Source organism: Methylobacterium sp. V23 (assembly GCF_002917135.1).
Lineage (GTDB): Bacteria > Pseudomonadota > Alphaproteobacteria > Rhizobiales > Beijerinckiaceae > Methylobacterium.
Window position 1 is genome coordinate 107,302 of record NZ_PDHT01000004.1, and the last position, 25,106, is coordinate 132,407.

The 25,106-nt window shown below is 68.5% G+C and carries 29 protein-coding genes; 15 read left to right on the forward strand and 14 right to left on the reverse strand.

Translation table 11 applies throughout. The features are described from left to right. Window positions 1-129: 129 nt before the first annotated feature. On the reverse strand, window positions 130-1,002 hold the full coding sequence (locus CRT23_RS06150) for a LysR family transcriptional regulator (protein ID WP_103708996.1): 873 nt from the start codon (window positions 1,000-1,002) through the stop codon (window positions 130-132). A gap of 92 nt (window positions 1,003-1,094) precedes the next feature. Between CRT23_RS06150 and CRT23_RS06155 the strand changes: the two genes are divergently transcribed. Continuing rightward, window positions 1,095-2,066: an NAD(P)H-binding protein gene (locus CRT23_RS06155; RefSeq protein WP_103708997.1), complete on the forward strand. Its 972-nt coding sequence runs from the start codon at window positions 1,095-1,097 to the stop codon at window positions 2,064-2,066. Window positions 2,067-2,072: 6 nt separating this feature from the next. Here CRT23_RS06155 and CRT23_RS06160 read toward each other — a convergent pair whose 3' ends face one another. Further along, window positions 2,073-2,645, reverse strand: coding sequence for a L,D-transpeptidase family protein (locus CRT23_RS06160; RefSeq protein ID WP_055946429.1), 573 nt, complete (start codon window positions 2,643-2,645; stop codon window positions 2,073-2,075). A gap of 350 nt (window positions 2,646-2,995) precedes the next feature. Between CRT23_RS06160 and CRT23_RS06165 the strand changes: the two genes are divergently transcribed. Continuing rightward, complete coding sequence (locus CRT23_RS06165; protein ID WP_055946426.1) at window positions 2,996-3,682, forward strand: response regulator transcription factor; 687 nt, start codon at window positions 2,996-2,998, stop codon at window positions 3,680-3,682. A gap of 15 nt (window positions 3,683-3,697) precedes the next feature. Here the strand turns inward: CRT23_RS06165 and CRT23_RS06170 are convergent, their stop codons facing one another. Both CRT23_RS06170 and CRT23_RS06175 read right to left on the reverse strand, forming a co-directional pair. Then, window positions 3,698-3,949, reverse strand: coding sequence for a hypothetical protein (locus CRT23_RS06170; RefSeq protein WP_055946424.1), 252 nt, complete (start codon window positions 3,947-3,949; stop codon window positions 3,698-3,700). A gap of 15 nt (window positions 3,950-3,964) precedes the next feature. Further along, window positions 3,965-4,687 carry a Crp/Fnr family transcriptional regulator gene (locus tag CRT23_RS06175; RefSeq protein WP_103708998.1) on the reverse strand — a complete coding sequence of 241 codons (723 nt, stop codon included), beginning with the start codon at window positions 4,685-4,687 and terminating at the stop codon, window positions 3,965-3,967. 332 nt (window positions 4,688-5,019) lie between these two features. On the opposite strand from CRT23_RS06175, the gene CRT23_RS06180 reads away from it, so the two are divergent. From CRT23_RS06180 to CRT23_RS06200, 6 genes are all read left to right on the forward strand, one after another. Further along, window positions 5,020-5,478 (forward strand): Crp/Fnr family transcriptional regulator, encoded by a 459-nt coding sequence (locus tag CRT23_RS06180; protein ID WP_103708999.1) that lies wholly within the window; start codon window positions 5,020-5,022, stop codon window positions 5,476-5,478. A 355-nt stretch (window positions 5,479-5,833) separates the two neighbouring features. Further along, on the forward strand, window positions 5,834-6,148 hold the full coding sequence (locus CRT23_RS06185; RefSeq protein ID WP_103709000.1) for a hypothetical protein: 315 nt from the start codon (window positions 5,834-5,836) through the stop codon (window positions 6,146-6,148). A gap of 459 nt (window positions 6,149-6,607) precedes the next feature. Beyond that, window positions 6,608-7,009, forward strand: coding sequence for a hypothetical protein (locus CRT23_RS06190; RefSeq protein ID WP_146056331.1), 402 nt, complete (start codon window positions 6,608-6,610; stop codon window positions 7,007-7,009). A gap of 241 nt (window positions 7,010-7,250) precedes the next feature. Then, window positions 7,251-8,105: a 2,3,4,5-tetrahydropyridine-2,6-dicarboxylate N-succinyltransferase gene (gene dapD / locus CRT23_RS06195; protein WP_055946411.1), complete on the forward strand. Its 855-nt coding sequence runs from the start codon at window positions 7,251-7,253 to the stop codon at window positions 8,103-8,105. A gap of 560 nt (window positions 8,106-8,665) precedes the next feature. Continuing rightward, a complete protein-coding gene (locus tag CRT23_RS27710) occupies window positions 8,666-9,253 on the forward strand; it encodes a hypothetical protein (RefSeq protein WP_146056332.1) in 588 nt (195 codons plus the stop codon). A 612-nt stretch (window positions 9,254-9,865) separates the two neighbouring features. After that, window positions 9,866-10,741: an alpha/beta hydrolase gene (locus tag CRT23_RS06200; RefSeq protein ID WP_103709001.1), complete on the forward strand. Its 876-nt coding sequence runs from the start codon at window positions 9,866-9,868 to the stop codon at window positions 10,739-10,741. A gap of 66 nt (window positions 10,742-10,807) precedes the next feature. Here CRT23_RS06200 and CRT23_RS06205 read toward each other — a convergent pair whose 3' ends face one another. Beyond that, window positions 10,808-11,662: a manganese catalase family protein gene (locus tag CRT23_RS06205; RefSeq protein WP_103709002.1), complete on the reverse strand. Its 855-nt coding sequence runs from the start codon at window positions 11,660-11,662 to the stop codon at window positions 10,808-10,810. A 323-nt stretch (window positions 11,663-11,985) separates the two neighbouring features. Here CRT23_RS06205 and CRT23_RS06210 point away from each other — a divergent pair, with 323 nt between their 5' ends. Beyond that, a complete protein-coding gene (locus CRT23_RS06210) occupies window positions 11,986-12,564 on the forward strand; it encodes an isochorismatase family cysteine hydrolase (protein ID WP_348628840.1) in 579 nt (192 codons plus the stop codon). A 5-nt stretch (window positions 12,565-12,569) separates the two neighbouring features. Here the strand turns inward: CRT23_RS06210 and CRT23_RS06215 are convergent, their stop codons facing one another. The 5 genes from CRT23_RS06215 to CRT23_RS06235 all read right to left on the reverse strand — a co-directional run bounded on the left by CRT23_RS06215 (window position 12,570) and on the right by CRT23_RS06235 (window position 15,768). Next, complete coding sequence (locus tag CRT23_RS06215; RefSeq protein ID WP_103709004.1) at window positions 12,570-13,229, reverse strand: NrsF family protein; 660 nt, start codon at window positions 13,227-13,229, stop codon at window positions 12,570-12,572. Beyond that, window positions 13,222-13,830 (reverse strand): sigma-70 family RNA polymerase sigma factor, encoded by a 609-nt coding sequence (locus CRT23_RS06220; protein WP_055948545.1) that lies wholly within the window; start codon window positions 13,828-13,830, stop codon window positions 13,222-13,224. The genes CRT23_RS06215 and CRT23_RS06220 overlap by 8 nt, the downstream gene beginning before the upstream one ends. A gap of 252 nt (window positions 13,831-14,082) precedes the next feature. After that, window positions 14,083-14,865, reverse strand: a complete 783-nt coding sequence (locus CRT23_RS06225) for a creatininase family protein (RefSeq protein ID WP_103709005.1) — start codon at window positions 14,863-14,865, stop codon at window positions 14,083-14,085. 160 nt (window positions 14,866-15,025) lie between these two features. Next, complete coding sequence (locus CRT23_RS06230; RefSeq protein WP_103709006.1) at window positions 15,026-15,409, reverse strand: CsbD family protein; 384 nt, start codon at window positions 15,407-15,409, stop codon at window positions 15,026-15,028. A gap of 146 nt (window positions 15,410-15,555) precedes the next feature. Next, the gene (locus CRT23_RS06235; protein ID WP_055946396.1) at window positions 15,556-15,768 is read right to left on the reverse strand and encodes a CsbD family protein; all 213 of its coding nucleotides are present in this window, start codon (window positions 15,766-15,768) and stop codon (window positions 15,556-15,558) included. Between the two features lie 356 nt (window positions 15,769-16,124). Here CRT23_RS06235 and oxlT point away from each other — a divergent pair, with 356 nt between their 5' ends. Genes oxlT through CRT23_RS06255 form a run of 4 tightly spaced genes read left to right on the forward strand, consistent with a single transcriptional unit; the run spans window position 16,125 to window position 20,883 of the window. Beyond that, complete coding sequence (gene oxlT, locus CRT23_RS06240) at window positions 16,125-17,471, forward strand: oxalate/formate MFS antiporter (RefSeq protein ID WP_103709007.1); 1,347 nt, start codon at window positions 16,125-16,127, stop codon at window positions 17,469-17,471. Between the two features lie 4 nt (window positions 17,472-17,475). Beyond that, complete coding sequence (locus CRT23_RS06245; RefSeq protein WP_055946388.1) at window positions 17,476-18,240, forward strand: fumarylacetoacetate hydrolase family protein; 765 nt, start codon at window positions 17,476-17,478, stop codon at window positions 18,238-18,240. A 55-nt stretch (window positions 18,241-18,295) separates the two neighbouring features. After that, on the forward strand, window positions 18,296-19,306 hold the full coding sequence (locus CRT23_RS06250) for a 2-dehydropantoate 2-reductase (protein ID WP_103709008.1): 1,011 nt from the start codon (window positions 18,296-18,298) through the stop codon (window positions 19,304-19,306). 20 nt (window positions 19,307-19,326) lie between these two features. Next, window positions 19,327-20,883, forward strand: coding sequence for an acyl--CoA ligase (locus CRT23_RS06255; protein WP_103709009.1), 1,557 nt, complete (start codon window positions 19,327-19,329; stop codon window positions 20,881-20,883). 74 nt (window positions 20,884-20,957) lie between these two features. Here the strand turns inward: CRT23_RS06255 and gshB are convergent, their stop codons facing one another. Then, window positions 20,958-21,914 carry a glutathione synthase gene (gene gshB, locus CRT23_RS06260; RefSeq protein ID WP_103709010.1) on the reverse strand — a complete coding sequence of 319 codons (957 nt, stop codon included), beginning with the start codon at window positions 21,912-21,914 and terminating at the stop codon, window positions 20,958-20,960. Between the two features lie 75 nt (window positions 21,915-21,989). Continuing rightward, a complete protein-coding gene (locus CRT23_RS06265) occupies window positions 21,990-22,202 on the reverse strand; it encodes a hypothetical protein (protein ID WP_244477193.1) in 213 nt (70 codons plus the stop codon). A gap of 603 nt (window positions 22,203-22,805) precedes the next feature. On the opposite strand from CRT23_RS06265, the gene CRT23_RS06270 reads away from it, so the two are divergent. Beyond that, window positions 22,806-23,018: a hypothetical protein gene (locus CRT23_RS06270; RefSeq protein WP_055946379.1), complete on the forward strand. Its 213-nt coding sequence runs from the start codon at window positions 22,806-22,808 to the stop codon at window positions 23,016-23,018. Between the two features lie 22 nt (window positions 23,019-23,040). After that, window positions 23,041-23,856, forward strand: coding sequence for a hypothetical protein (locus tag CRT23_RS06275; RefSeq protein WP_103709011.1), 816 nt, complete (start codon window positions 23,041-23,043; stop codon window positions 23,854-23,856). An 8-nt stretch (window positions 23,857-23,864) separates the two neighbouring features. Here CRT23_RS06275 and CRT23_RS06280 read toward each other — a convergent pair whose 3' ends face one another. Together CRT23_RS06280 and CRT23_RS06285 are read right to left on the reverse strand one after the other, a co-directional pair. Then, on the reverse strand, window positions 23,865-24,461 hold the full coding sequence (locus CRT23_RS06280; protein ID WP_103709012.1) for a hypothetical protein: 597 nt from the start codon (window positions 24,459-24,461) through the stop codon (window positions 23,865-23,867). Further along, window positions 24,458-25,024: a DUF1214 domain-containing protein gene (locus tag CRT23_RS06285; RefSeq protein ID WP_245436008.1), complete on the reverse strand. Its 567-nt coding sequence runs from the start codon at window positions 25,022-25,024 to the stop codon at window positions 24,458-24,460. Before CRT23_RS06285 ends, CRT23_RS06280 begins: the two co-directional genes overlap by 4 nt. Window positions 25,025-25,106: the final 82 nt, after the last annotated feature.

Below are 25,106 nucleotides of genomic sequence, written 5' to 3' on the forward strand. Positions count from 1 at the left end.
GGACCGCGCCGTCATTCCGGGGCGCCGCTCCGCGGCCCCGGAATGGCGGTGCTAGGCCCGATGGCCCGGCAGGGATCACCAGCCTGAAACCCTCGGAAAAAGCCGGCTACACGTTTTGTAAGCCGGCAATTATTCCGCGAGGTACCCCGTCAGGGTCCGGGCGAGATGATCGAACAGCGCCCGGATGCGACGGGTGGTGCGCAGGTCCTCGTGCATGACGAGCCAGATCCCGATCTCGGCCAGCACGAGGTCGGGCAGGACCGGTACGAGCTCCGGGTCGCGGCGGGCGACGCCCGCCTGGCAATAGCCGATGCCGAAGCCGGCGCGCAGGGCCGCCAGCAGCCCGAGGTCGTCGTCGCAGGCGAAGGCGAAGGTCAGGTCGTGACCGAGCGTCGGGCGCACCCGCGCCGCATGGACGGCCCGGCCGATCAGGCTGTGGCGCCCGAGCTCCGCGGGCGTCGCGGGCAGGCCCCGTCGCGCGGCGTAGGACCGGTGGGCGTAGAACCGGACCGGCGCGGTCCCGATGCGCCGGGCCACCAGGGCCTCCTGGGTCGGGGCCACGTTGCGCACGGCGAGGTCCGCGTCCCGGCGCAGCAGGTCTTCGGTGCGGTCGCTGAGGGATAGTTCGAGGTCGACCCCCGGATGGGCCTCGTGGAACCGGGCCAGCATCGGCGGCAGCACCGCGCCCCCCAGGAAGGTGCTGGCGGTGAGGCGGATGCGGCCCCGCATCGCGTCGGTGTCGCCGGAGGCCCGGCGCAGAAGGGCCGCCGCCGCCGCGGCCATGGCCTCCGCCTGGGGCACCAGGTCGAGGGCCCGGTCGGTGGGCCGCAGGCCGTCGCGGCCACGGGTGAACAGGGTCGCGCCGAGGTCCCGCTCCAGGGCGGCGATCTGGCGGCCGAGGGTGGGCTGGGTCAGCCGCAGGTCGCGTGCCGCGCCGGACAGGCTGCCCGCGCGCATCACCCCCAGAAACGCCCGCCACAGGTGCCAATCCGGCTCAGCCATACGAAACCGTATGGCAGGTCGCCGGCTTTCGGCAATATGCGTTGGGCCGTTCCCTCCGCATCCTCGGCGGCGTTTCAGGATCGGAGGATGCGATGACGGACAGGCTGGCCCTGGTCACCGGGGCGACGGGCGGAATCGGCGGGGCGGTGGCGGAGGCGCTGCTGCGGCACGGCTGGCGGGTGCGCGGTCTGGCGCGCGACCCCGACCGGGCCCGGCGGACCGGGCCCGCGGGCGTCGACTGGGTCGCGGGCGACGCCCTGCGCGCGGCCGACATGGCGGCGGCGGCCCGGGGCGCCGGCATCCTGTTCCACGGGGTGAACCCGCCCGGCTACCGCGACTGGCGCGGCCTGGCGCTGCCCATGCTGGGCCATGCCATCACGGCGGCGCAGGCGGCGGGGGCCCGCCTCGTCATGCCGGGCAACCTCTACGTCTACGCCCCCGAGGCCGGGCCGCGCCTCGGCGAGGACGCGCCGCGCCGTCCGCGGACCCGCAAGGGCGCGGTCCGGGTCGAGATGGAGGCGATGCTGGCGGCGGCCGACGGGCTCGATCACCTGATCCTCTGCGCCGGCGACTTCTTCGGCCCGCACGCGCCGAGCTCCTGGGTCACCACCGTGCTGATGCGGGAGGGCCGGCCCCTGCGGCGGGTGGCGACCCCCGAGAGCCCGGGTGCGGGGCATGCCTGGGCCTACCTGCCCGACCTCGCCGAGACCTTCGCGCGCCTCCTCGACGACGCGGCCACCCTGCCGCGCCAGCTGCGCCTGAACTTCCGGGGGCATCACCTGCAGGGGCGGGCCATGGCGGAGGCGGTGGCCGAGGCGGCGGCGCAGGCCGATCCCGGGGGCCGCCGGCCGCCGGTCCGGCCCTTCGCCTGGACGCCGGTCTATCTCGGGGCGCCCTTCGTCACTGTCCTGCGCGAGCTGATCGAGATGCGCTATCTCTGGTCGACCACCCTGGAGCTCGACAATGCGCGCCTCGTCGCCCGCCTCGGCGCGGAGCCGCACACACCCCTCGCGGCGGCGGTGGCGACGAGCCTCGCCGCCCTGCGGGCCCGCCGCGCCGCCTGAGGCCGCTCAGCCGATCCGCATCCGAGTGCCCGGGCCGACCCGGCGCAGCAGGCGGACGAGGTCGGCCCGGCGCAGGGCGACGCAGCCCTCGGTCGGCAGGAAGCCGGCCCGCGCCACGTGCAGGAAGATGGCCGAGCCGCGGCCCGGCCGGATCGGCCCGCGATTGTGGTCGAGGTCGACCACGAGGTCGTAGAGCCCGTCGTCGCGCCACATCCGCTCGTGCCCGACCCCCGGGGCGGGCAGGCGGATCGGCCGGTTGTAGCGCCGGTCCCGGGCGTCGTCGCACCAGCCGTCGCCGGGGGCGCTCGGGCGCAAGGGCAGGGGGCTCGCCGGCCGGCTCGCGAAATGGTCCGGCCGGTAGACCCCGCCGCGCAGGCGGACCGTGCCCCGGGGCGAGGCGCCGTCGCCCTCGCGCTTGACCTGCCGGATCCCGCTCCGCCCGAGGGCGCAGGGGATGACGGCGGCCCCTGCGAGGAGCTGGCCCCGGCTCCGGTCCGTCACCAGGGCGCGGACGCGCAGGCGGGGGAGGGTGGTGGGCGTCCGGGGGGGCTGCCGCGCCGGGGTCGGGATCCGCTTCATGGGGCGCTTATCGCGTGGGCCGGCCCGGCTGCCAAATCCGGCCCCGCGCGGAAACCGCGATCGACCTCCTTAAAACCGCGATCGGCCTCCTCGGCCGAAGCATGTCCCTGAAACTTTTCGTGGGTCTGCGCCGTTTGCGGGGTGTTAGGCTGCGCACAACCGTATTGTGCGCAGTCCGGATTGTTGGTTTAATGCACCCGATGTGATTGACATACAGCAAGACGACGGCCGCGTGTCATCATCCTGCTTCGGGGTCACGGTGCAACCGTCGATCTTCACGACTCACCGCCCGTCCGCGGACCTGAACACCGCTGGCGGATCCTGCAAACTGCCTGAAAGTCCTTCGGTCGATGCCGAATACCCATCGCCTGCTGATCTGCGACGACGACGCCTCGCTCCGCGAGACGCTGATGGAGCAGCTCGATCTCTACGACGAATTCACCGTGCTGACCGCCTTGGACGGCCAGAGCGCCGTCACGCGCGTCACGGAGGATCGGATCGACCTGGCGGTGATGGATGTCGGCCTGCCCGACATGGACGGGCGCGAGGCCGTGCGGGCCATGCGCCGCGGCGGCTATCGCGGCCCCGTCATCATGCTGACGGCGCAGGATTCCGAGGACGACACCGTCGAGGGCCTGGAGGCGGGCGCCAACGACTACGTCACCAAGCCCTTCAAGTTCGCCGTCCTGCTGGCGCGCATCCGCGCCCACCTGCGCAGCCACGAGGCCAGCGAGGACGCGGTGTTCCAGATCGGCCCCTACACCTTCCGGCCCGGCGCCAAGCTGCTGGTGGGCGAGCGCGGCTCGAAGCTGAAGCTCACCGAGAAGGAGACCGCGATCCTGCGCTTCCTCTACCGGGCGGGGCGCGAGGTGGTCGGCCGCGACACGCTGCTTGCCGAGGTCTGGGGCTACAACGCCCAGGTCACCACCCACACCCTCGAGACGCACATCTACCGCCTGCGCCAGAAGATCGAGCCGAACCCGGCCCTGGCGGCGATCCTCGTCACCGAGGGCGGCGGCTACAAGCTGCTGCCGTAGGCGGGGCGATCCACCCTAGAACGAATCCGGCACGGTGTCGGCGAACGGAAGCGTGAAGACCCGCTCCCCCGCCTCGTCCGTCACCTCGACGGTGCAGGCGAACCAGTCCCGGATCAGGCTCATGCGGTGCCGGGCGATCAGGTCCTGCGCCAGGGTCCGGGCATGCCGGCGCGCCGCCGCGACGTCGGGCAGCTCGTCGCCCTCCTCGTCCACGGCCAGGTCGAGGGGGCCGGTGTCGCAGCGGATGCTGAAGAAGTAGCGCGGCATCCGGCGGTCACCTCCCTAGGAAGGCCCGATCAGGCGGGCATATTCCGCCTCCGCCGAGCCGTAGCTCCCGTTCGCCATCTCCCGCAGGCGCGCCCGGTCCCGGATCGTCACGCGGCCGCGCTGGGCCCGGATGAGCCCGTTGCCCTCCAGGGTCTGGACCGCGATGGTCGCGCTGGCGCGCTGGACCCCGAGCATCAGCGCCACGAAGTCGTGGGTGAGGCGGATCTCGTCGCCCTCGGCCCGGTCGTGGCACATCAGCAGCCAGCGGGCGAGGCGCACGTCGATGGTGTAGGTCGCGTTGCTGTAGGCGGTCGAGGCCACCTGCAGGCCGTGGACGTGGACGTAGCGCAGCAGGAAGCGCCGCAGGGTCTCGCTGCGGCCGACGGCCTCGGTCAGGGCGGAGGCCGGAAGGCTCAGCATCGTGCCGGCCTGCTGGACCAGGGTCTGGTGCGGCGTGCGGTCGGCATCGAGCAGGACCGGCGCGGCCCCGATCAGGCCTTCCCGGCCGATCAGCCCGATCTCGACCCCGCCGGTCCCGCCCTCGCCGCCATTGGCCACGACCGATCCGTAGCCGCTCTCGGGAAAGTAGAGGGTCTCGACGGTCTCGCCCGGCGCGATCAGGACCTGGAGGAGTTCGACCTCGACCCGCCGGAGGTCGGGCGCGAGGCGGTCGAAATCCTCGGGGGGAAGCCGCCGGAGCAGCCCGTTGGCGGAGGCGGATGGCTGGAGCCGTGTCATGGTCCCTGTCCGACAGGCAAGGGCACCCAGCACAATTCGGGTATCGTCACCGAGAAGAAACGTCGAAGGTGCCGACACTCTAGCATCGTTCCTGAGGCGAGATAGTCGTCGCCCGCCTTTGTCGGGTGGCAGACGTTATGGGCGCCCCGGCGCTGGCGCGCGCGCCGCCGACACCGCCTCTGCTCCATCCTCCGCCCCATCCTCCGCGCGCGGTCGATCCGGCCGGGTGCTCCGCTCTCCCCCGTCCGGCGCCGGAGGCGCGCCGCCGCCGTTTCGCGTCCGCGCCGGTTCGGCTAAGCTCCCCCGACAGCGCGGCAAGGAATGGACGCCAGGTGGGGCTCGACGACGACATCGCGATACTGAGCGCCGCGCCGCTGTTCGGCTTCCTGGGCCGGGACGCCCTGCGCCTGCTCTCCTTCGCCGCCGAGCGCCGCAGCCTCGCGGCGGGCGAGCGCCTGTTCGCGCAGGGCGAGCGCGGCGACGGCGGCTTCGTGGTGATGTCGGGCACCCTGACGCTGACCCCGCGGGGCGGCCGCGCCGCCCCCGTCACGGTCGGGCGCTCCAGCCTGGTCGGCCGCCTCGCCCTGTTCCAGCGCGGCGAGCGCCCCTGCGACGCCGACGCGACCAGCCCCGCCGAGGTGGTCCGCATCACCCCGACCCTGATGCGCCGGGTGCTGGAGGAGTTTCCCGACGCCGCCCGGGCGATTCACGGCGAACTCAGCACGGACCTCGCCACCTTCGCGGGCGACCTCGCCAGCCTCGGCGACCGGTTCGACCGCATCGCGCCGTAACCGCCCGCCTCCGCCGGCGTCGGGGCTTCGCCCCGCGGCGCTGACGGTCCCCGCGATCTCACCCCACCGCCACCGGCCGGGCGGCGGCCGCAGGTCCGGACGACCCGGTGCCTTCGGTCGCCGAGGCGCCCTTCGCGCGGCCCGACCGGGCGCGGCGTCGCGACCGAGGCACGCCGCCGGAGCGCCGAGGGCGCGCGCCGTTAAGGTGCCCGACATTCCGTCAGGCTATAGCCCTGGTCGAGACGGGACAAACACACTAAGTTCGACTCGACCCCAGGCTCCTGATCCGCTCAGAGGGATGGGATGGGCCTGCTGTTTCGTCGGTGATCATCGATCAGTTTGAGGAGATACTGTCATGAGCGTCGTAAAAATGGCCTTGGCCGGTTTTCTCGTCAGTAGTTCGGCGTGGCTTGCAGTGCCGGCGCAGGCGCATGAGAGCCTGCGCTCGTACATCGTCGCCCAAAACGCCGCCCATGACGCGAATGTTCGTGCGATTCAGTCTCGGAGAGACTTGCATGCCGCGAACGTTGCTGTGCTCCAGGGCGATTATGGTGCGGCTCAGGTGTACGGACATGCCGCCGCCGTCCGGCAGGCGCAATCCGACGGAGACGCCCGGTTCGCGTATCACGTCGGCCAGGCCGCCCGCATCCAGCGCTATTACGGCGACTGAACGACGATCGCGCCCGGCTCGGTCGCCCCAGGCCCCATCGGGGCGGCCTGAGCCGGGGCCTCGTCCCGAACCCTTGCGATCCGAACCCTGGCGTCCCGAATCGCCGGCGGACGACGGACGACGGACGACGGACGACGGACGACGGACGACGGACGCGGCAGCGGGACGGTCTCGGACCCGCATCCGCTCGATCCCGCCCGGAACCGGCCTTTTCTGGCGCTTGGCCAGCACTTGGCCGGCACTTGGCCAGCACCCGGCCGGCCTTTGTGGTCGTCGACCCCCTCCGCGGAAACCCTTTGTGATGGAATCGGGTGCAAGCTCGGTCGGAGGTGACATCCGGCGCACGTGGCATCCCGGCCTTCGGCCCGGGATCGCACGCCCGGGCCCCGTGTGCCCGCGGGCCCGGGTCGGCGCCCTGCGGAGGGACATGGGATGGCGGAGCGCCAGGAGGATCAACCGATGAGCCGGAGGACGCAGGCGGCGACCGTCGCCTTCTTCGGGCTGGCCGTCCTGGGTGCCGGATTCCTGATCTACGAGCAGTCGACCCGCCTGCTGGTCTGCTACGAGACCAACGCCACCCTGCCCGACGAGGCCTACGTCGACATCATGATCCGCGACATCGTCAAGAACGGCGATCACGGCGGACGGGCCTATGCCAACCGGCTCGACTATCTCGGGGACAAGACCGAGTGCTGCACCATCGAGCGGGTGCCCAGCCCCATTGCCGAGGGGCGGCCGGGCCGGCGCGAGGTCTCGGTCTCGGCCAAGTACTTCAACACCGCCATGAAGGACTACTTCTTCATCGAGCGGCGCTACGACGCCTGCGGCCATGCCAGCGCCAAGCCCATGACTGCGGGCTGATGACCGCGGGCTGATGTCGGCGGGCGAATTTTCCGGGTTCAGGTCTGCGGGGGAACGTCTTCGGGTGAACGTCTTCGGGCCGACGCCGGCCGGCTGAGCCGGGCCGGTCGAGTCCGGCCGGGCCAGGGCGGCCGCCGGCATACCGCGCGAGGCCGCGCGACGCTGCGGCCGCGAAGGTGACAGGCCGGACGGGCTTTTGTAAGCACGGGGCCCGTCCCGATCCGTTGCCGGAACCTGCCCCATGTCGCACCCCGCGTCCCCCACCGACCTCGCCGCCACCATCGAGACCGCCTGGGAGGAGCGCGCCGGCATCGACACCGGCACCAAGGGCGCCGTGCGCGAGGCCGTCGACGCGGCCCTCGACCTCCTGGATTCCGGCAAGGCCCGGGTCGCCGAGAAGGTCGGCGACGACTGGCAGGTCAACCAGTGGCTCAAGAAGGCGGTGCTGCTGTCCTTCCGCCTCAACGACATGGAGATCATCCATGGCGGCCCCGACGGCGCGACCTGGTGGGACAAGGTGCCCTCGAAGTTCGAGGGCTGGAAGAAGAAGCATTTTCGCGAGGCCGGCTTCCGCGCCGTGCCCGGCTGCGTCGTGCGCCGCGGCTCCTACATCGCCCCCGGCGCCGTGCTGATGCCGAGCTTCATCAACCTCGGCGCCCATGTGGGCGAGGGCACCATGGTCGACACCTGGGTCACCATCGGCTCCTGCGCCCAGGTGGGGAAGAACTGCCACATCTCCGGCGGCGCCGGCATCGCGGGCGTGCTCGAGCCGCTGCAGGCCAACCCGGTCATCATCGAGGACAACTGCTTCATCGGCGCCCGCGCCGAGGTGGCCGAGGGTGTGATCGTCGGCGAGGGCAGCGTGCTCTCCATGGGCGTCTACATCGGCGCCTCGACCAAGATCATCGACCGGACCACCGGCGAGGTCATGTACGGCCGCGTGCCGCCCTACTCGGTGGTGGTCTCCGGCACCACGCCGGGCAAGGACCTGCCCGACGGCAGCCCCGGCCCGGGCCTCTACTGCGCCGTGATCGTCAAGCGCGTCGATGCCGGCACCCGCTCCAAGACCGCCATCAACGAGCTCCTGCGCACCTGATCCGGGCGGCGCCGGGTCGCTGGACCGCGTTCGGCGACCCGGGAAAGCAAAGGCACCAAGGCGATGGCGAAAGCAACCGTGGATGGTGTCGCTTGAGGTGTAGGAGATGGTACTAGGGTAGAGGCGGTCCATTGAGCCAGTTGATGGCCTCAAGGCGGTTTGATGGATTAGCTAAAGCGAGGGCCGCCCAATGAAGATCAGACGGCAGGACGAACCAAGTAGGATTGCCGTGCGACACGGGGTTGCCGAGAGGCTTGTCGGGCTCGCCATTCCATCGAATGAGTAATGCTCGTTGCTTGTCCCAGAACGCCGTCGCTAACGCCCATTCCGTCGTGGTGTGGACGATAGTGAGCGGCTGCGTCAGACGGCTTACCGGCGATAGGACGGATTGAGGCGGTCGAACCATATGTTTGGAACCCCTTCGTGGATGAGGCTGCTACACGATACCGGATTATTGGTCGTAAGGAGGTTCTGGGTTCTTAGGAAGCGGCGCAAGTTAACCACCTGAGATTGACCGGCACCCGACGCGTGTTACAACTTGTCGGCGGCCGGGGGGAAATATGCTATCCGAGACCATAAGTCTCTACATTGACCTCCAAGAGGGCCAAAAGGCAGACCTTGAAGCTGTAGCAAGAGCAAGTCTTGCATTTGCTGATGCGATTCGAGAGATTGCCGGCTTTATTGATCCATTCAGCGACACAAGAATTGAGCTTATCAGCACGACTGAAGGAAGCATATCTCTTAATACAAAGATAAAATTTCGTGCCGCCGGCAGGACTTATGAAATAACTCTTTATGCGCTGCTTCTGGTGTTTGCGTCTTATATTACGGTCCACGTAGGAGAATTTGTATTCGAGAAAGCTACGACCGTCGTTTGGGAGCAGCTATTTGGCGAGCAAGAAGCCGCGCTATCAGACGAAGATAAAGAAGATATCGTCAGCCGAGCCGTGAAAGCCATAGAAGCAAAAGCCGGTGAGCGGCAAATACAACGGCTTTACGCCGAGCTAAATGAAGACCCTGCGGTAATTGGCGTTGGTGTTAGTAAGGAGCCTGGGGTTTGTCCCTCTAACATTGTTCCGAGAAATGAATTTGCTAAACGCAGTGGAATTACAAGGCTCGAAGAACCGGCTGAAAAAAAAGCGAGTTAGACGTGAGATTTCCGATGCAATTTTGGTAAGTCCGGTTCTGGAGAACGATAGAAAGCGGCGATGGAAGTTTCGAATCGGTGAAGTCGAGTTCGGCGCTCCAATTAAGGATCATATATTTCTAGATGCAGTATTTTCAGGTAAGCATCCCATTCTTATGAAGGGAAGTACGCATATGCGAATTGCTTTAGAGACTCATGAAGAATTCGTGGACGGAGCTTGGGTTTCTAAAGAGCGTACAGTATGGTCTGTGCTTAGCGTGCCGGGCCAATATCAAGGACCCCAAGAATTACTTCCGTTCGATGAGCAGGAACAAGCAAATACCAAGCCCAAGCGACGCAGATAAAAGCGCGACGGCTGGGCTATATGACCTTATGACAAGCAAAAGTATGGCTGCCAGCCCCCAATGAGGGCCGCAACCGCATAGGACACAACTTTGGTCCGCTGCGTAAACATACAATAAGCGTATTCTTGAGCCGATCAATTATCAAGTGCGATATTTTTGCATCCAATAGACGTCAAGCATTGAACCAATAATACTGATGTATAATTTCCGCTTGCAAGATTGTTCCTGATGTTTGGTTCGGTCTCTTGGATGCAAGAGAGAGGCGTACGATGATCGACCCGGCCCATTCCGCCCGCAGCTTCGCGCTGACCTTCGCCGGGCGTCGCGTGCCGACGCCCTACGACGTCGTCGGCAGCGGCCCCGACGCCCTGCTGCTGCCCGCCCTGTCCTCGATCTCGGCCCGGGTCGAGATGCGGCCCCTGGCCAAGGACCTCGGCCACGCCTATCGCTGCCTCGTGCCGGACTGGCCGGGCTTCGGCGACCATGTCCGGGCCCGGGTGCCCATGACCCCGGAGACGATGCACGCCTACCTCGACGCCCTGCTGGCGGCGGCCCCCGGGCCCTACGCCCTCGGGGTCGGGGCCGGCCACGCCGCCGGCTACCTCATGGCCGCGGCCCGGCGCCACCCCGGGCTGTTCGCGCGCCTCGTCCTGATTGCCCCGACCTGGCGGGGGCCCCTGCCCACCGCCCTGGGACCGGAGCGCCGGGGCCTGTTCGCCGGCCTGCGCCGGGCCGTCGAGCTGCCGCTCCTGGGCGACGCCCTCTACCGCATCAACATCAGCCGCCCCGTCATCGGCCGGATGATGCGGGCCCACGTCTATGCCGACCCCGACCACGTCACGCCCGGAGTCATCGCCGACAAGCACGCCATCACCCGCCAGAACGGCGGCCGCTTCGGCACCGCCGCCTTCGTCACCGGCGGCCTCGACCCGTTCGCGAATCGCCGGGACTTCCTCGACCTGTTCGAGGCCCCCGACCTGCCGCCGATCCTGGTCCTGCGGCCGGAGCGGGCCCCGCGCCGCTCCGGCGCCGAGATGGACGCGCTGATCGCCACCGGCCGGGTCGCCCGGGCCTCGGTGCCGGGCGCACTCAGCCCGCACGAGGAATATCCGGGCGAGGTGGCGGACGCGATCCGCGCCGGCTGAGCGGCGCGGGGCGAAACCCCCGCGACCTCAACACGACCCCACCGGTATACCGGCGCGTCCCGCGCCTCACATCTGCTGGGTCTGCGCGCCGCTGTCGGGCCGCGCCGGACCGAGATTCGGCTCTTCGCCCATCGGCTCGTTCTGGACCACGGTGAACACGCCATTGCCGTCGAGGGACGGCCCGCTGGTCCAGCGGCCCGCCGGCGGCGGCGAGCCGTCCCGGGTGGTGGCGAAGAAGTTGTAATTGAACTTCTCGTGTTCCTTGCTCTGCGGGAAGCTGTTCGGGATCGGCAGGTTGCCTTCGTGGCCACCCATCTCCTCGATCACCGCGAGCCACTGCTGCTGGTGCATGGTGTCGCGCGCGATGAGGAAGTGCAGCATGTCCTTCATGCCGGCATCATGGGCGGCATTGAACAGGCGAACTGCCAGGATACGGCCGGTCGTCTCGGCGGCGACGTTGCAATACATGTCCGCCGCGAGGTTTCCGCTGGCGTAGACATGGCTCATGTCGAAGGGCACGCCGTCGCAATTGGCCGGATAGGCCGCCATGCCGGTGGAGAGGACGTGCCGGTGCAGCATGCCCTCGATGGTGTCGCGCGGGTTGCCGCCGCCCATCACGGCGCCCACGACCCCATCGGCCGCCCCCGCCTCCTGCAGCGTCGCCGGCGCGGTCTCGAGGTTCAGCGCCACCGCGGTGGCCAGCATCTCGATGTGGCCGATCTCCTCCGTCGCGGTGTTGAGCAGCATGTCGCGGTACTTGGTCGTCGGCCCGCGCGCCCCCCAGCCCTGGAAGAAGTACTGCATGCAGACGCGGATCTCACCCTCGATGCCGCCGATCGCCTGCTGCAGCATGCGTGCAAAGATCGGATCCGGCTTGTCGACCTTCACCGGGTATTGAAGGCGCTTATCATAGTATAACATGCAGAAATCTCGCCATGCTCGAACAAAAACAGCCCGCTCGTCGCGATAACGGCGGTGCGATGGACGTGCATACGGAGACGTTGGTCTCCGGATACCCCGAGAACCGTGAGAGTCACTGGGTGTTCAATTTTTTAGAGGATGCAATTTCTTTCAGCCGAGGGTGCATCTAGCCTCGAGCACCGGCATCTTTCCACAGAACTCACGGCCCGAGCGGGGGTTGATCCAGGCGGACCGGCAAGGGTCCTGTCGTGGACACTCAAGGGTTCTGTCGTGGACAATCAGGGGAGGGGATCGTGAGCGAGTGGCGTGCGCGCCCCGGTGCGCTGGGGCCGAACTGCCTGCATCTGTGCGTCGACATGCAGCGCATGTTCCTAGAGGAGACCGACTGGCACACGCCCTGGATGGCCCGGGTCCTGCCGCGGGTCGAGCGCCTCGTGGCCGCGCATCCGGAGCGCACCATCCTCACCCGCTTCATCCCCGCCCAGCATCCCGGCGAGGGTCACGGCACCTGGGCAGGCTACTACCGGCGCTGGGCCTCGATGACCCGGGATCAGCTGCCGCCCGGCCTGGTCGACCTCGCCCCCGGCCTCGCCCGCCTCACACCGCCGGCGGAGATCCTGGACAAGACGGTCTATTCCCCCTGGCTCGGCACCGACCTCGATGCCCGCCTCCAGGCCCGCGGCGTCGACACCCTGTTGATGACCGGCGGCGAGACCGAGGTCTGCGTGCTCGCGAGCGTGCTGGGAGCCGTCGACCTCGGCTACCGGGTCTTCGTCGTCACCGACGCCCTGTGCAGCTCCTGCGACGAGGCGCACGATGCCCTGCTGACGATGTACCATCGCCGCTACGGCCAGCAGGTCCACCCCGTGACCACCGAGGAGGTCCTGCTCGCCTGGACGTGAGGCGGTCAGCCACGTCTGAGCAGGCGTCCGCCGGCCAAGCCGTTGGCCCCGATCACGAGGCCGACCACGAGCGCGTGCAGGGCGAGGTCCGTCGCGGTGGCGTCGTGCGGATGGAACGGCACCAGGAGCGCCGCCGAGGCCGCCGCCGCCGAGAGCCCCGCCAGGGCAGCGGTCAGATTGGGGCGCAGCGGACAGGCCCGGCGCAGCATCCAGACAAGAGCCAGCGACAACGGAAGCGAGAAGGTGAGGAGGAACGCGACGCATCCCCCGGTCTGGTGCATGTCGGCGGGATCGGCACCAGGCACCGCCCAATCACGCAGGCAGCCGACGCCGCTGGCCCCGATCCAGAGGGCGGCCGGTGCCAGGGGCAGCAGGGCCCAGGTGGAGGCGCGCCCCGGTACGCTGGTCTGGAACGCCGCGACCGCCGCCGCGACGGCGGTCAGCACCGCCCCGAGCGCGGCGTAGCGCAGATCCGCCACGGCCATGCGGGTGCGCAGGGCCTCGAGATCGGCGAAGGGCATCAGGGCGAGGCCCAGCCCGGCGGCGGCCGCGCACCAGGCCAGCGCCCGGAAGGCCGGCCCGGGCAGCCGCCGGACGGGCCGCAGACCGCCGGCGAGGCTGTCCACCAGACGCTCATGCGCGGACGTTCGGGCCGTGTCAGACATCGTGGGTTCCTCGCTCACCTGCCCGGGGCCCGGCCTCGTCCCGGTCCGCGGAGCCCGATCCCAGCGTCCGTCGCAGGGCCTTCAGTGCCCGGTGCAGGTTGACCTTCAGGGCACCCTTTGTGCGCCCCGTCAGGGCGGCCGTCTCGTCCAGGCTGCGCTCCTGAAGCGCGAGATGCTCGACGGCCTGGCGCTGGCCTTCCGGCAGGGCGGCGACGGCCCGGGCCAGGACCCGCTCCCGGTCGCGCGCCTCCAGGCGGTGGCCCGGCGCCGGCCCCCGATCGACCTCCGCTTCGTAGGCGATGGGATCGTGGACTTCCCGCGGGCGGCGACCGGCCCGGCGCATCCCGTCGATGGCCCGGCGCTGGGTGATGGCGCGCAGCCAGGGCAGGAAGGGCCGGGCCGGATCGTAGGTCGCCCGCGCCCGGTGGATCGTCAGCAGCACGTCCTGCACCACGTCGTCCACGGCATCCGCCCGGACCCCCTGCGCCCGCACCATTCCGGCAATCACCGGAAGGCAGTCGCGCAAAAGGCGGCGATAGGCCTCCGCGTCACCTGATTGTGCGGCGGCCATGTCGGATGCGAGCGCCTGATCCTGGCTCATGCGTACGGTGAATCCGCTGGCCGCCGCGGAGTGCCGGACGACCTTCGCCCAGCCGAAGGCGTCGCGGGTCCGCAGGGTCGGCCGATCGTGTCCAGCCGGGACGGCACAGGCCATCGGGGGTGCTCCATGATCCGAGAGGCCGACATCGGGGTCAGCTCTCCCGCATCAGGCCTGTTCGCTCCCGGCTCCCCGGAGGTTACGGAGCGCATGGGACCGACCTCACGAGATTCTCCTCTCACGCGGAAAAGCGGATCACGCGACAAGGCTGAAGTGGTCGACGTCGCGCAGGAGATCGAGGAAGGCGCGGGCGCCGTGGTCGAGGGCACGGTCCCCCGCCTCCGCGGTCCCGAGCCGGGCGTCTCCGATGGCGCCGGCCGGGTTGAGGTCTTCCGCCCGCCAGGCGAAGGCAGCGGGACGGCCCGCGCGCAGATGGGTGAAGGTCTGCGCCATGGCCAGCGTACGCGGCGTGAAATTCGCGATCTCGGAACGTCGCACCAGATCTGGCCGCAAGGCCAGCATCAGGGCGGTCTCGACGCCGCCGCCATGGATGCCGTGACGGATCTCCGCCTCGGGGAACAGTCCGTCGGGATAGCCGAACCGACTCCAGGCGGTGGTCACCGCCACCATGGCGTGGCGCCCGCGCAGGTCACCGGCCACGAGGTCGATCAGGCCGCTATTGCCACCATGCGAGGTCACGATGACGAGCTTGCCGCAACCGGCGCGGCGGACGGCATCGCCGATCCCGGTCCAGGCCTCCAGGGCCGTCGCGGTGGTCAGTGACAAGGTCCCGGGGAAACTCGCGTGCTCGTCGGACTTGCCGACGACCTGGGTCGGCAGGAGCAGGACGTCGAGATCTGCGGCTGACAACGTCGTGAGGCGCGCCAGATAGCCCTCGGCGATGATTGCGTCAGTGGCCAGCGGCAGGTGCGGGCCGTGCTGCTCGATGGCGGCGACGGGCAGCACCGCGATGGTCCGGCCCATGTCGCGATCCCGGATCTCGTCCGTCGTCAACTCGGCCCAGTGGCGTATCGGCATCTCCGCTCTCCTCGGGCGAAGCGATCGGAACGCCGCGCGCAGCCCTGCCTGCCACGGAATCCCTGCCTCCTCCAAGGGGCGCGCCGTACCGGACCGTCGAACGCGAAGAAGGCCGGAGGCATGAATGCCCCGGCCCTCTCTCAGAGGATGGATCGACGATTCAACGGGTGCGTCGCAGGAGCCAGCCAGCGCCAAACGCGGCGGCAGCCACGAGGAGAAGCGTGGTACCCTTGTTCTCATCGGCCCGCAGGGCGACGGCGCGACTGCGTCGGACGGCCTCGTCCTGATACAGCCGACCGCGGTCCTGAAGGTCGCCCGCAATCGCCCGGCTCCGGTGACGAGCCTCGTCGATAAGATGGGCTCCGTCGCGCTGGATCTCATCGGCGGTGGCGCGGGCCCGCCCATAGGCAGACTGGACGGCTCCGGCTGCCTGATCATAGGCGCCCTCGGCCTGCGGACGAACCCGTCCAGTCACGGCACCGAGTGCGGAGCGCCCGCGGCCCCGGATATTCCGGATTCCACCCTCGATCTGGTCGCGGTTCATCTTGAAGATCCTTCTCGTCTCGGCCCTTGCCAGAACAGCCGAACGTGCGCGGTCTCTTCGGCCAGGACTGTTTCGATGCTGCTGCTAGTCGGCCCGGCAGCCCGACGCCTCGGCCCATCCGGAGCCGAGGCGCAGGGACGACCCGCTCAGATCTTCTTGACGGCGTCGGCCGCGCTCTGGGCCGCACCCTTGATGCCGTCCTTGGCATCGCCGACAGTCTTCTGGGCTTCGCCCTTCAATTCCTGAGCCTTGCCCTCGGCCTGCAGCTTCTCATTGCCGGTTGCCGAACCAATGCCCTGCTTGATGTTGCCGACGGCCTCGTTGGCGAGACCCTTGATCTTGTCCGTCGTGCTGCTCATCAAACGCTCCATCAAGTTGGTGTCAGGCTGAACGTCTGGTCGCAGAATGCAACCCGACGTCGTCAGGCAAGCGTAACGGAGCCTACTGCCGTTGGTTCCCTATCCGACAGTTCCCCGCACGCGTGGCCCCCTGCTGGCTATGCCTCCTGACGCGGCGCCGCAAACGTCTCTCTTGCACCGCAAGAAGATCAACTGTCCGGATGCCCGGTCGCCCAGCATCTCAAATTTTTTAGCGGCTTAACCCAAAAATTTTGCAGACGAACGGAAGGTTTGCCCGAGGTATAGATCCTTGAATGCAAAATAATTGCCGATAAAACCGAAGCTCCCAAACAAGAGTTGAGTCGAGGAAGCCGCCCATGACCGCGCGTACTGCTGCGCCTGTCCCGCCCGGGACGACGTCGATCGCGCCCGCCGGCGTCGCTGCAAGCCGCGTGGAGCTTGCGGCGAAGGTGGATGCGCCCCCGCTCGGTCGGTGGGGACAGCTCGTTCTCGGCGTGCTGTGCATGTCGATGATCGCCAACCTGCAATATGGCTGGACCCTGTTCGTCGATCCGATCCAGCAGAAGTTCGGTTGGGAGCGCACCGCAATCCAGTGGGCCTTCACGATCTTCGTGGTGATGGAAACCTGGTTGGTGCCGATCGAGGGCTGGTTCGTCGACAAGTACGGTCCGCGCCTCGTCACCATCTTTGGCGGCGCCCTCTGCGCCCTCGGCTGGGTATTGAACGCCTATGCCGACACATTGACCTTGCTGTACGTGGCCGCCGCCATCAGCGGCGTCGGCGCCGGCGCGGTCTACGGCACCTGCGTGGGCAATGCCCTGAAGTGGTTTCCAGACAGGCGCGGCTTCGCAGCCGGCCTCACCGCTGCCGGTTTCGGGGCGGGCTCGGCCCTGACCGTGATCCCGATCGCCAACATGATCCGCGACTCGGGCTACCAGCACACCTTCTTCGTGTTCGGCCTCGGCCAGGGCTTGGTCGTCATGTTGGCGGCGCTGCTCCTCGTCTCGCCCACCGCCGCCTTCAAGGATCGGATGCTGGCCGGCCGCACCGCGACTGTGAACACCGTCACCCGGCGCCAGTACTCGACCGCCGAGATGGTCCGGACGCCGGTCTTCTGGCTTCTCTACCTCATGTTCGTGATGATGGCCGCCGGTGGCCTGATGGCGGCTGCCTCCCTCGCTCCCATCGCCAAGGACTTCAAGGTGGCAGGGGTCGAGGTCTCGCTCATCGGCATCACCCTGCCGGCCCTGACTTTCGCGCTCACCATCGACCGGGTGCTCAACGGTGTGACGCGACCGTTCTTCGGCTGGGTCTCGGACAAGATCGGGCGCGAGAACACGATGGTCATCGCTTTCATGATCGAGGGTGCCGGCATCCTGGCGCTTGGGATGTTCGCCCATATCCCCATGGCCTTCGTGCTGCTGACCGGCCTCGTCTTCTTCGCCTGGGGGGAGATCTACTCCCTGTTCCCAGCCACCTGCAGCGACACCTACGGCGACAAGAACGCTGCAGCCAATGCCGGTCTCCTCTACACCGCAAAGGGCACCGCTGCCCTGCTACTGCCCATCCTGCTCATGATCCAGGCCAAGACCGGCAGCTGGCAGAACGTGTTCTACGCCGCCTCCGGCATGGCCTTCCTGGCCGGGTTTCTAGCGCTCTTCGTGCTGAAGCCGATGCGCGCCCGGTTCATCGCCCGGAGCTGACCCGATGGCACGCTGGCTCCGCTACCTCCACGACGGCGCGAGCGGCTTCGGCCGCCTCGACGGCGAGACCATCCACGTTCACACGGGCGATCTGTTCGCCGAACCGACACCCACCGGCGCGACCCTGCTGCTCTCCGAGGTCACCCTCGACCTGCCGTGCAGGCCTTCGAAGTACATCGCCCTGTGGAATAACTTCCACGCCTCCGCAGAGAAGCAGGGCCTGACCCGGCCCGACGTGCCACTGTACTTCGTGAAGCCGGCAAGCTGCTACCTTGCGAGCGGCCAGACGATCACGGCGCCTGAGGGCTCAGGGCGACTGCTGTTCGAGGGCGAACTCGGGATCGTGATCGGAAAGCGTGGTCGAGACCTCACGCCGGAAACGGCGGCCGCGCACATCTTCGGCTACACGTGCGTGAACGACGTCACCGCCCTGGAGGCGCTGAAGGCCGATCCGAGCTTCGTGCACTGGACCCGCTCCAAGGGCTTCGACGGCTTCGGCCCCTTCGGCCCGGTGATAGCCACCGGCATCGATCCCGAGGTGCTCGATGTGGCGGTGCGGGTGAACGGGCGCGAGCGCCAGCGCTATCCTCTCGCCGACATGATGCGCCGGCCCGCCGAACTCGTGGCCGAGCTCTCTCGGGACATGACTCTGGAGCCGGGCGACCTCATTGCCTGCGGCACCTCGGTGGGCAGCGGCCCGATCCCCAAGGGCGCCACGGTGGAGGTCGAGATCGCCGGCATCGGCGTGTTGTCGAACAGCGTTTCATGAGACACCCGACGCCCACGAAGCGGCCGTGATCAGGACAGGTTTTAAGGACACCCATATGAGCATCGCGATCGTCGGCGCCGGCGCCATCGGAGGATTTCTCGGCGTGCGCCTCGCCCATGCGGGCGAGGACGTCACCTTCATCGCGCGCGGCACCAACCTCGACGCCATCCAGCGGAACGGTATGCGGCTGATCGAGGAGGACGGCTCCGAGATCCACGTGACGAACCTCAAGGCCACCAAGTCGATGGCAGAGGCGGGCCAGCACGACATCGTGCTCCTCACCGTCAAGGCGCATCAGGTCGGGCCGATCGCGGCCGACCTGCACCACCTCATCGGACCCGAGACGATGGTGGTGACGATGCAGAACGGGATCCCGTGGTGGTACTTTCTGCAGGGGCATGGCGGGGACCTGACGGGTACGCACCTGGAGACCGCCGATCCGGGCGGCCTCATCGCCCAGCACCTCGACCCAAAACACGTCATCGGGTCGGTGGTGTACCCGGCCGCCGTGCTCACCGAGCCCGGCGTGGTGCAGGTGGTGGAGGGCCACCGCTTCGGCCTCGGGGAACTGGACGGGTCGATGTCCCCGCGGGTGCAGTCCCTGGCCCAGACCCTGATCAGGGCGGGCTTCCGCGCTCCGGTGACCAGCGACATCAGGGCGGAGATCTGGCTCAAGCTGTGGGGCAATCTCAGCTTCAACCCGATTTCGGCGCTGGCCCACGCCACCCTGGTGGACATCTGTCAGTTTCCCGAAACCCGCGCTCTCGCCGCCGACATGATGCGGGAAGCGGAGACGATCGCGAACAGCCTCGGCGTCACCTTCAAGCTCGGCATCGAGCGCCGCATCGCGGGTGCCGAGAAGGTCGGCGCCCACAAGACGTCGATGCTGCAGGACGTGGAGGCCGGGCGGCCGATCGAGCTCGAGGCTCTGGTCGGCTCGATCATCGAACTCGGGCGCCTCACCGACACCCCGACGCCCCATATCGACACCGTCTACGCCCTGATGCGCCTCCTCGCCCAAAGCCTGGAGCGAGCGCAGGGGCGCCTCTCCATCACGCCGGCCTGAACTCCAGACATTCGAGGTTGATGACCATGGCCGAGACCGCCGCACCGACGACCGCCGCCACCACTCTCCACGCCCTGATCCGCGCGGGGGCCGAGGAGGCCACCGCCCTGTCGAGCCCCGGTGGTGTGCCACTAACCTTCGGTCAGCTCCGTACGCTCACGGACCGGACGATCGCGGCCCTCAACGCGCAGGGCATTGGTCGGAACGATCGGGTCGGCATCGTCCTCGACAATGGGCCGGAGATGGCGGCCGCCTTCATGGCCATCGGAGCGGGCACGACGGCGGCCCCCCTCAATCCGAGCTACAAGGCGGACGAATTCACGTTCTATCTCTCCGACCTCAACGCCCGCCTGCTGGTCGTCGCTGCAGGCTCCGAGAGCCCGGCAGTGACCGTGGCCGCGCGCCTCGGGGTGCCGGTGGTGCGTCTGACGCCCACCCCGGCGGAGGGGGCTGGCAGCTTCATTCTATCCTTCGAGGGCTCCGCCGCAGCTCCGGCGGCCCAGGGCGGCCCGGCCCGGCCCGACGATATCGGCCTCGTGCTGCACACCTCGGGCACCACCTCGCGCCCGAAGATCGTGCCCCTGAAGCAGTCGAACGTCTGCGCCTCGGCCCGCAACATCCGGACCACCCTGGCCTTCACGGCCGAGGATCGGGGCCTCAACATCATGCCGCTGTTCCACATCCACGGGCTGATCGCCGGCATCCTGGCGCCACTCTCGGCCGGCGGCCAAGTCTGCTGCACCCCGGGTTTCAACGCCTTGAAGTTCTTCGGTTGGATGAACGAGATCCGCCCGACCTGGTATACGGCGGTGCCGACGATGCACCAGGCGATCCTGGGCCGTGCCTCCCGCAACCGCGAGATCATCGAGGCCAATCCCCTGCGGTTCATCCGCTCCTCCTCTTCCTCCATGCCGCCGCAGGTCATGAAGGAAATCGAGGAGGTTTTCGGCGCACCTTTGATCGAGGCCTACGGCATGACGGAGGCCTCTCACCAGATGGCCTCGAACCCACTCCCGCCGCGCCCCCACTACGCCGGCTCGGTCGGTCTCGCCGCCGGTCCGGAGATCGCCATCGTGGACGAGGATGGCGAGCCCCTGCCCGCCGGCGAGACCGGCGAGATCGTCATCCGCGGCGACAACGTGATGGCGGGCTACGAGAACAACGACAAGGCCAATGCGGAAGCCTTCACCAAGCAGGGCTGGTTCCGCACCGGCGACCAGGGTTCGCTCTCATCCGAGGGCTACCTGACCATCACAGGGCGTCTCAAGGAGATCATCAACCGAGGCGGTGAGAAGATCTCGCCCCGCGAAGTCGACGAGATCCTCATGGACCACCCGGCGGTCTCGCAGTGCGTCACCTTCGCGATGCCGCATGACAAGCTCGGTGAGGACGTCTGCGCCGCGATTGTGCTGCGCGAGGGACACCACCTCGTCGAGAAGGAGTTGCGCGGCTTCGCCTCGGAGCGGCTCGCCGCCTTCAAGGTGCCGGCCAAGATCATGATCCTGGACGAGATCCCGAAGGGCGCCACCGGCAAGCTCCAGCGGATCGGCCTGGCGCAGAAGCTGGGTCTGGTCTGAAGCTGAAACGAACACGCGGCAGGTCCAGGATATCCCGGACCTGCCTGGACGGGTCGTCCAACCCTCGGCGTCGCTCAGGCTGACAGAACCCTGCCGACGCGACACTCGATCGCGTCCCAGACCGAGACCGCCAGATCAGGCCCGCCGAGGCGTTTGATTGCCCGGATGCCAGTCGGCGAAGTGACGTTGATCTCGGTGAGATTGCCGTCGATGACGTCAATCCCCACCAGGATCAGTCCCCGACGCTTCAGCTCCGGGCCTATGGCGGCGCAGATCGCGCGCTCGCGTTCGGTGAGATCCGAAGCCGCCGCCGCTCCACCGCGGACCATGTTCGAGCGGATGTCGTTGAGGGCAGGCACTCGGTTGATCGCGCCCATCGGCTCGCCGTCCACCAGAATGATGCGCTTGTCGCCCTCGGTAATGCGCGGCAGGAAGCGCTGCACGACCCATTGTTCGCGGAACGTCACCGAGAACAGGTCGAACATCGAGCCGAAATTCGCGTCCTCCGGCAGGACTCGAAACACCGCGGCTCCGCCATGCCCGTGCAAGGGCTTCATCACGATGGCGCCATGCTCGGCCCGGAACGCCTCGATCTCCGCCTTGTCGCGGGTGATCAGGGTCGGTGGCATCAGCTCCGGGAAGTCGAGGACGAACAGCTTCTCGGGCGCATTGCGGACCTCGGCCGGGTTGTTCACCACCAGGGTCCGCGGGTGGATCCGCTCCAGCATGTGGGTCGCGGTGATGTAGGCCATGTCAAAGGGCGGGTCCTGGCGCATCAGGACCACGTCAACGCTGGACAGGTCGATGCGCTCGACCGGCCCAAGGGTGGCGTGCGCCCCCTCCATGTCCTGCACCGTGAGGGCCTCGACGCGGGCCGTCACGACCTGCCCCTGCATCGACAGTCGATCGGGGGTGTAGTGAAGCAGCCGGTGTCCCCGCGCCTGGGCCTCGAGCAGGAGCGCGAAGGTGGTGTCTCCGGCGATCCGGATCGCCTGGATCGGATCCATCTGCACCGCGACGGTCAGGGTCATGCTGTCAAACCTCTGTCTGGGGACGGACCGCGTCGATGCCCGTCCCGACCGTAATGCGGTGTGCCGTGCGGCACCTTACTTCTGCGATTTCCCGCCGGTACGGCGGTCGTAGTCGCCGATGGCGGCCTTGCACTCGGGCGACAGGCGGGCACGGTTGCGATCCATGCAGCGTTCCGCATCCTGGCTGTTGGGATCCACGCCGGCACACAGGCGGAAATAATCGTTCGCGCATCCCAGCTGAAGGCCCTGGTCCTCACGCTGGGCCTGGGCCGGGCTGACCGCCACCATCAGGAGGGCGAACGGCGCAATCCGCAGGGCCGTGTTGAGTCCTTTGGTGGAGCTCAAGAGTCGGGAGATAACCACGCGCATCCGGCGGTGTCCTTCAATCGAAAGTGGGGTGTGCGAAAGGGATAATGTGTTGGACGGGAGAGTGCGTTCGCGAAGAGTCAGGTCGTTCGAACGGAAGCGACACGGCATATCGGGCGCGACCGGCCCTTAGCAAGCGCTCCCGCCGCCGCGTGTTCCATGCCTTCGACCCCGCACCCAGCGGGGTTCGAAGCGCCACGATGACGCCGCTCCCGCAAAAAAGCCCCGCTCGCCGGGCGAGCGGGGCCGAGTGCAAGGGAGGAAATGCCCGCCATGGGCAGACCAGGGCGTAGCAAATCGTGGGCCATGGCATGGGCCGAGGAGCGTGGCACGGAAGCCACGCCCGATCGGCCTGCTGTGTGTGGGGCATGGAAGACGAAGGCGCTCCGGCCATCGCAAGGTTCCGTTAACCACCCCATGCTGATCTCTGACGGCATCACCCCGATACCGGAACGGCCCGGATGCGGTGGTGGCAGGCCCGGCGACGGCTCGCCTCAGAGATCGAATGGAATCGGAAACCAGCCGATGAACACCCACAGGTTGCCCGACACCGGCGGCGCCGATCGCCGCCCCGAGCGTCCGACGGCCACGGTCGTGACGTTCCCGGCCCCGGCGCGCCGCTTCCGGAGAGCGGACGCGGATGCGCCGCGGGGCGCCATCCTGCTCTTCACCGGAATTCGCTACGAGCGCATGCCCGAGCCGGAAGCTCCCGCGCCGCGCCTGCGCCGCCGGTCCTGACACCCGGCCGACGCGCGCCCGCATGGTACCCTTTTCCCGGACCGGACGCCGGCAGGCCCTGCGCCTGGCACCCTTCGCGACGCTGGCGCTCCTCGCCGGCTGCGCGCAGGAGGGCGATTTCGGGCGGCCCAAGGCCGGCGCCTGGAACAGTCTGATCGAGACCACCGGGACTCTGGCGGCGCGGGAGCGCGAGGAGCCGGCCTCGGCCTTTCCTTTCACCGACGAGGAACGCGCCCTGCGCGATCGCGCCTGGCGCTTCCTCATGCCGGCGGCCGAGCACGACGCGTTCACGGACGTTCTCGCCAATCTCACGCGCACTCGGGTACTGCCCGCCTCCTGGCGAACCGACGATCCGGCCGCCTATCACGACACCTTGAAGGCTGAGAGCTTTCGCTCGCCGGTCTCGCGCTACCGGCGTCTGTCGGAGGATATTGGCACCGATGCCCGGCTGATCCCTCAATTCGCCGCTGTGGCGATGCGGGTGAAGGAGGGCGACGCCCTGCGCCTGCGCAGCCTGCCCTTCGCCAAGAGTCTGGACGACGGCGACGTACGCCAAGCCGCCATGCGGGTGGCCGAGAACCGCTGCCTCACCGCCTGGGTCCGCTTTGAGACCGGTCGCCGCTCCCGCCGCTACCGCTATGCGCTCGAGCATCTGCTGATCGAGGCGCCGGGACCGGAAGGCTTGGCGGTCGGACAGACCTTAGCCGCCCTCGACGGACGGAGGCCACTGCTTGATCCGTTGGTGCCACCGGAAGCCGAGGCCCGATGCGGGCTGCTGCCGGAGACGGACGGCGTGGTCCCGATCCCTGCGCCGAGGCCGATCGTCGCGAAGCATTGAGGGCTGCTTCAGCCGCCGGCCTTCTCGTCGCCAGGGCTGTCGACGGTGCAGGAGACCGCCTGTACCGCCGCGTCGGCCGCCGCGCGTTGGCTCGGCAAGGCCGCGATCACACGCACGACCACGAACCCACGGGTGTCGCCGGCGACGATGCGGACGTCGTGGCTGACCTCGTCCTCGTCGGCGTTGGCGAGCGCCTCGTCGTATTGTGCCCGGGTGAGCACCACGAGGTCGAGGGCGCCGCGCACCGCCGCCTGATCGGTCACCGCGTAGAATGCCCCCCGAGGCCCGTGTACCGCCAGGGACAGCATCAGCGAGCCCGTGCGCGCTGAAACCCGCATCGGTCCCTCGGAGAGGTCATAGGCGCAGAGCCCGACCGCCACCGCCGGATCCGGAATCGGAAGCCACGCTTCCACGGGCGGTGTGGTGTCGCCGGCCGCCACGGTGTTGATCGCCAAAGGATGGTCGAGGTTCTCTCCGGAACGCGCGCGCGATAGGGCATCGGACTCCGCAAGGCGCGGAATCAGCAGGATTGTGGTCCCGTGCACGAGGCCGGCGAGAACCAGTCCCGACAGGCTGGCGACGAGAAAGCGTCCCCGCGGCGTCATACGGCGCACCCAGTCCGGGTGATGGCCGGCACCGCCGAGCGGTCGAGGCTGCCCGCGCTGGCTGCCACGGGCGTGTCGTACAGGCGCAGGGCGAGCCGTACCGGCCCCTCGGCACGGGGCATCGGCAGCCAGTTGCCCGGCTGGACCTCCGGTGAAAGGGTAATCACGAACTGCCCATCGGCCTCGCGCAGAATCTCGGTGGCGGTGAAGCCTTCGCGCATGGGGGCGCTATCCGAAACGCGCGGCCCGCGTCCGGCCACCGTCACGGTCCAGGCACGGGCCGGAGGCGTCACGCCCGCCACGCGGTAGGTGCAGGCCGCATCGAGTTGCCGTCCGGATTCGTCCTGATCGGCCGTGAGCAGCATGCCTTCACCGATCGCCAGTGGGATCTCGCCGCGCCGCGCGTTGACCGCACGGGCGTAAGGATCCGCACCCAAGGAGCCGACTTTCGGCCAAGCGGTCCAGGCCCCCACCCGGACGCCGCCGAAGAGATAGCCACCCCGCGTGGCGTAATCGGCCGTTGCGAGGCCGAGTCCCGCCCCCAGTGCCAGGGCGTAGAGCATCAGCGTCACGGTCGAAGCCTTGCGTACGCCGTGTCGCAGTGCGCGCGTCACGCGTCCGCCGGTCTCGGAGACCGGGCCTGCT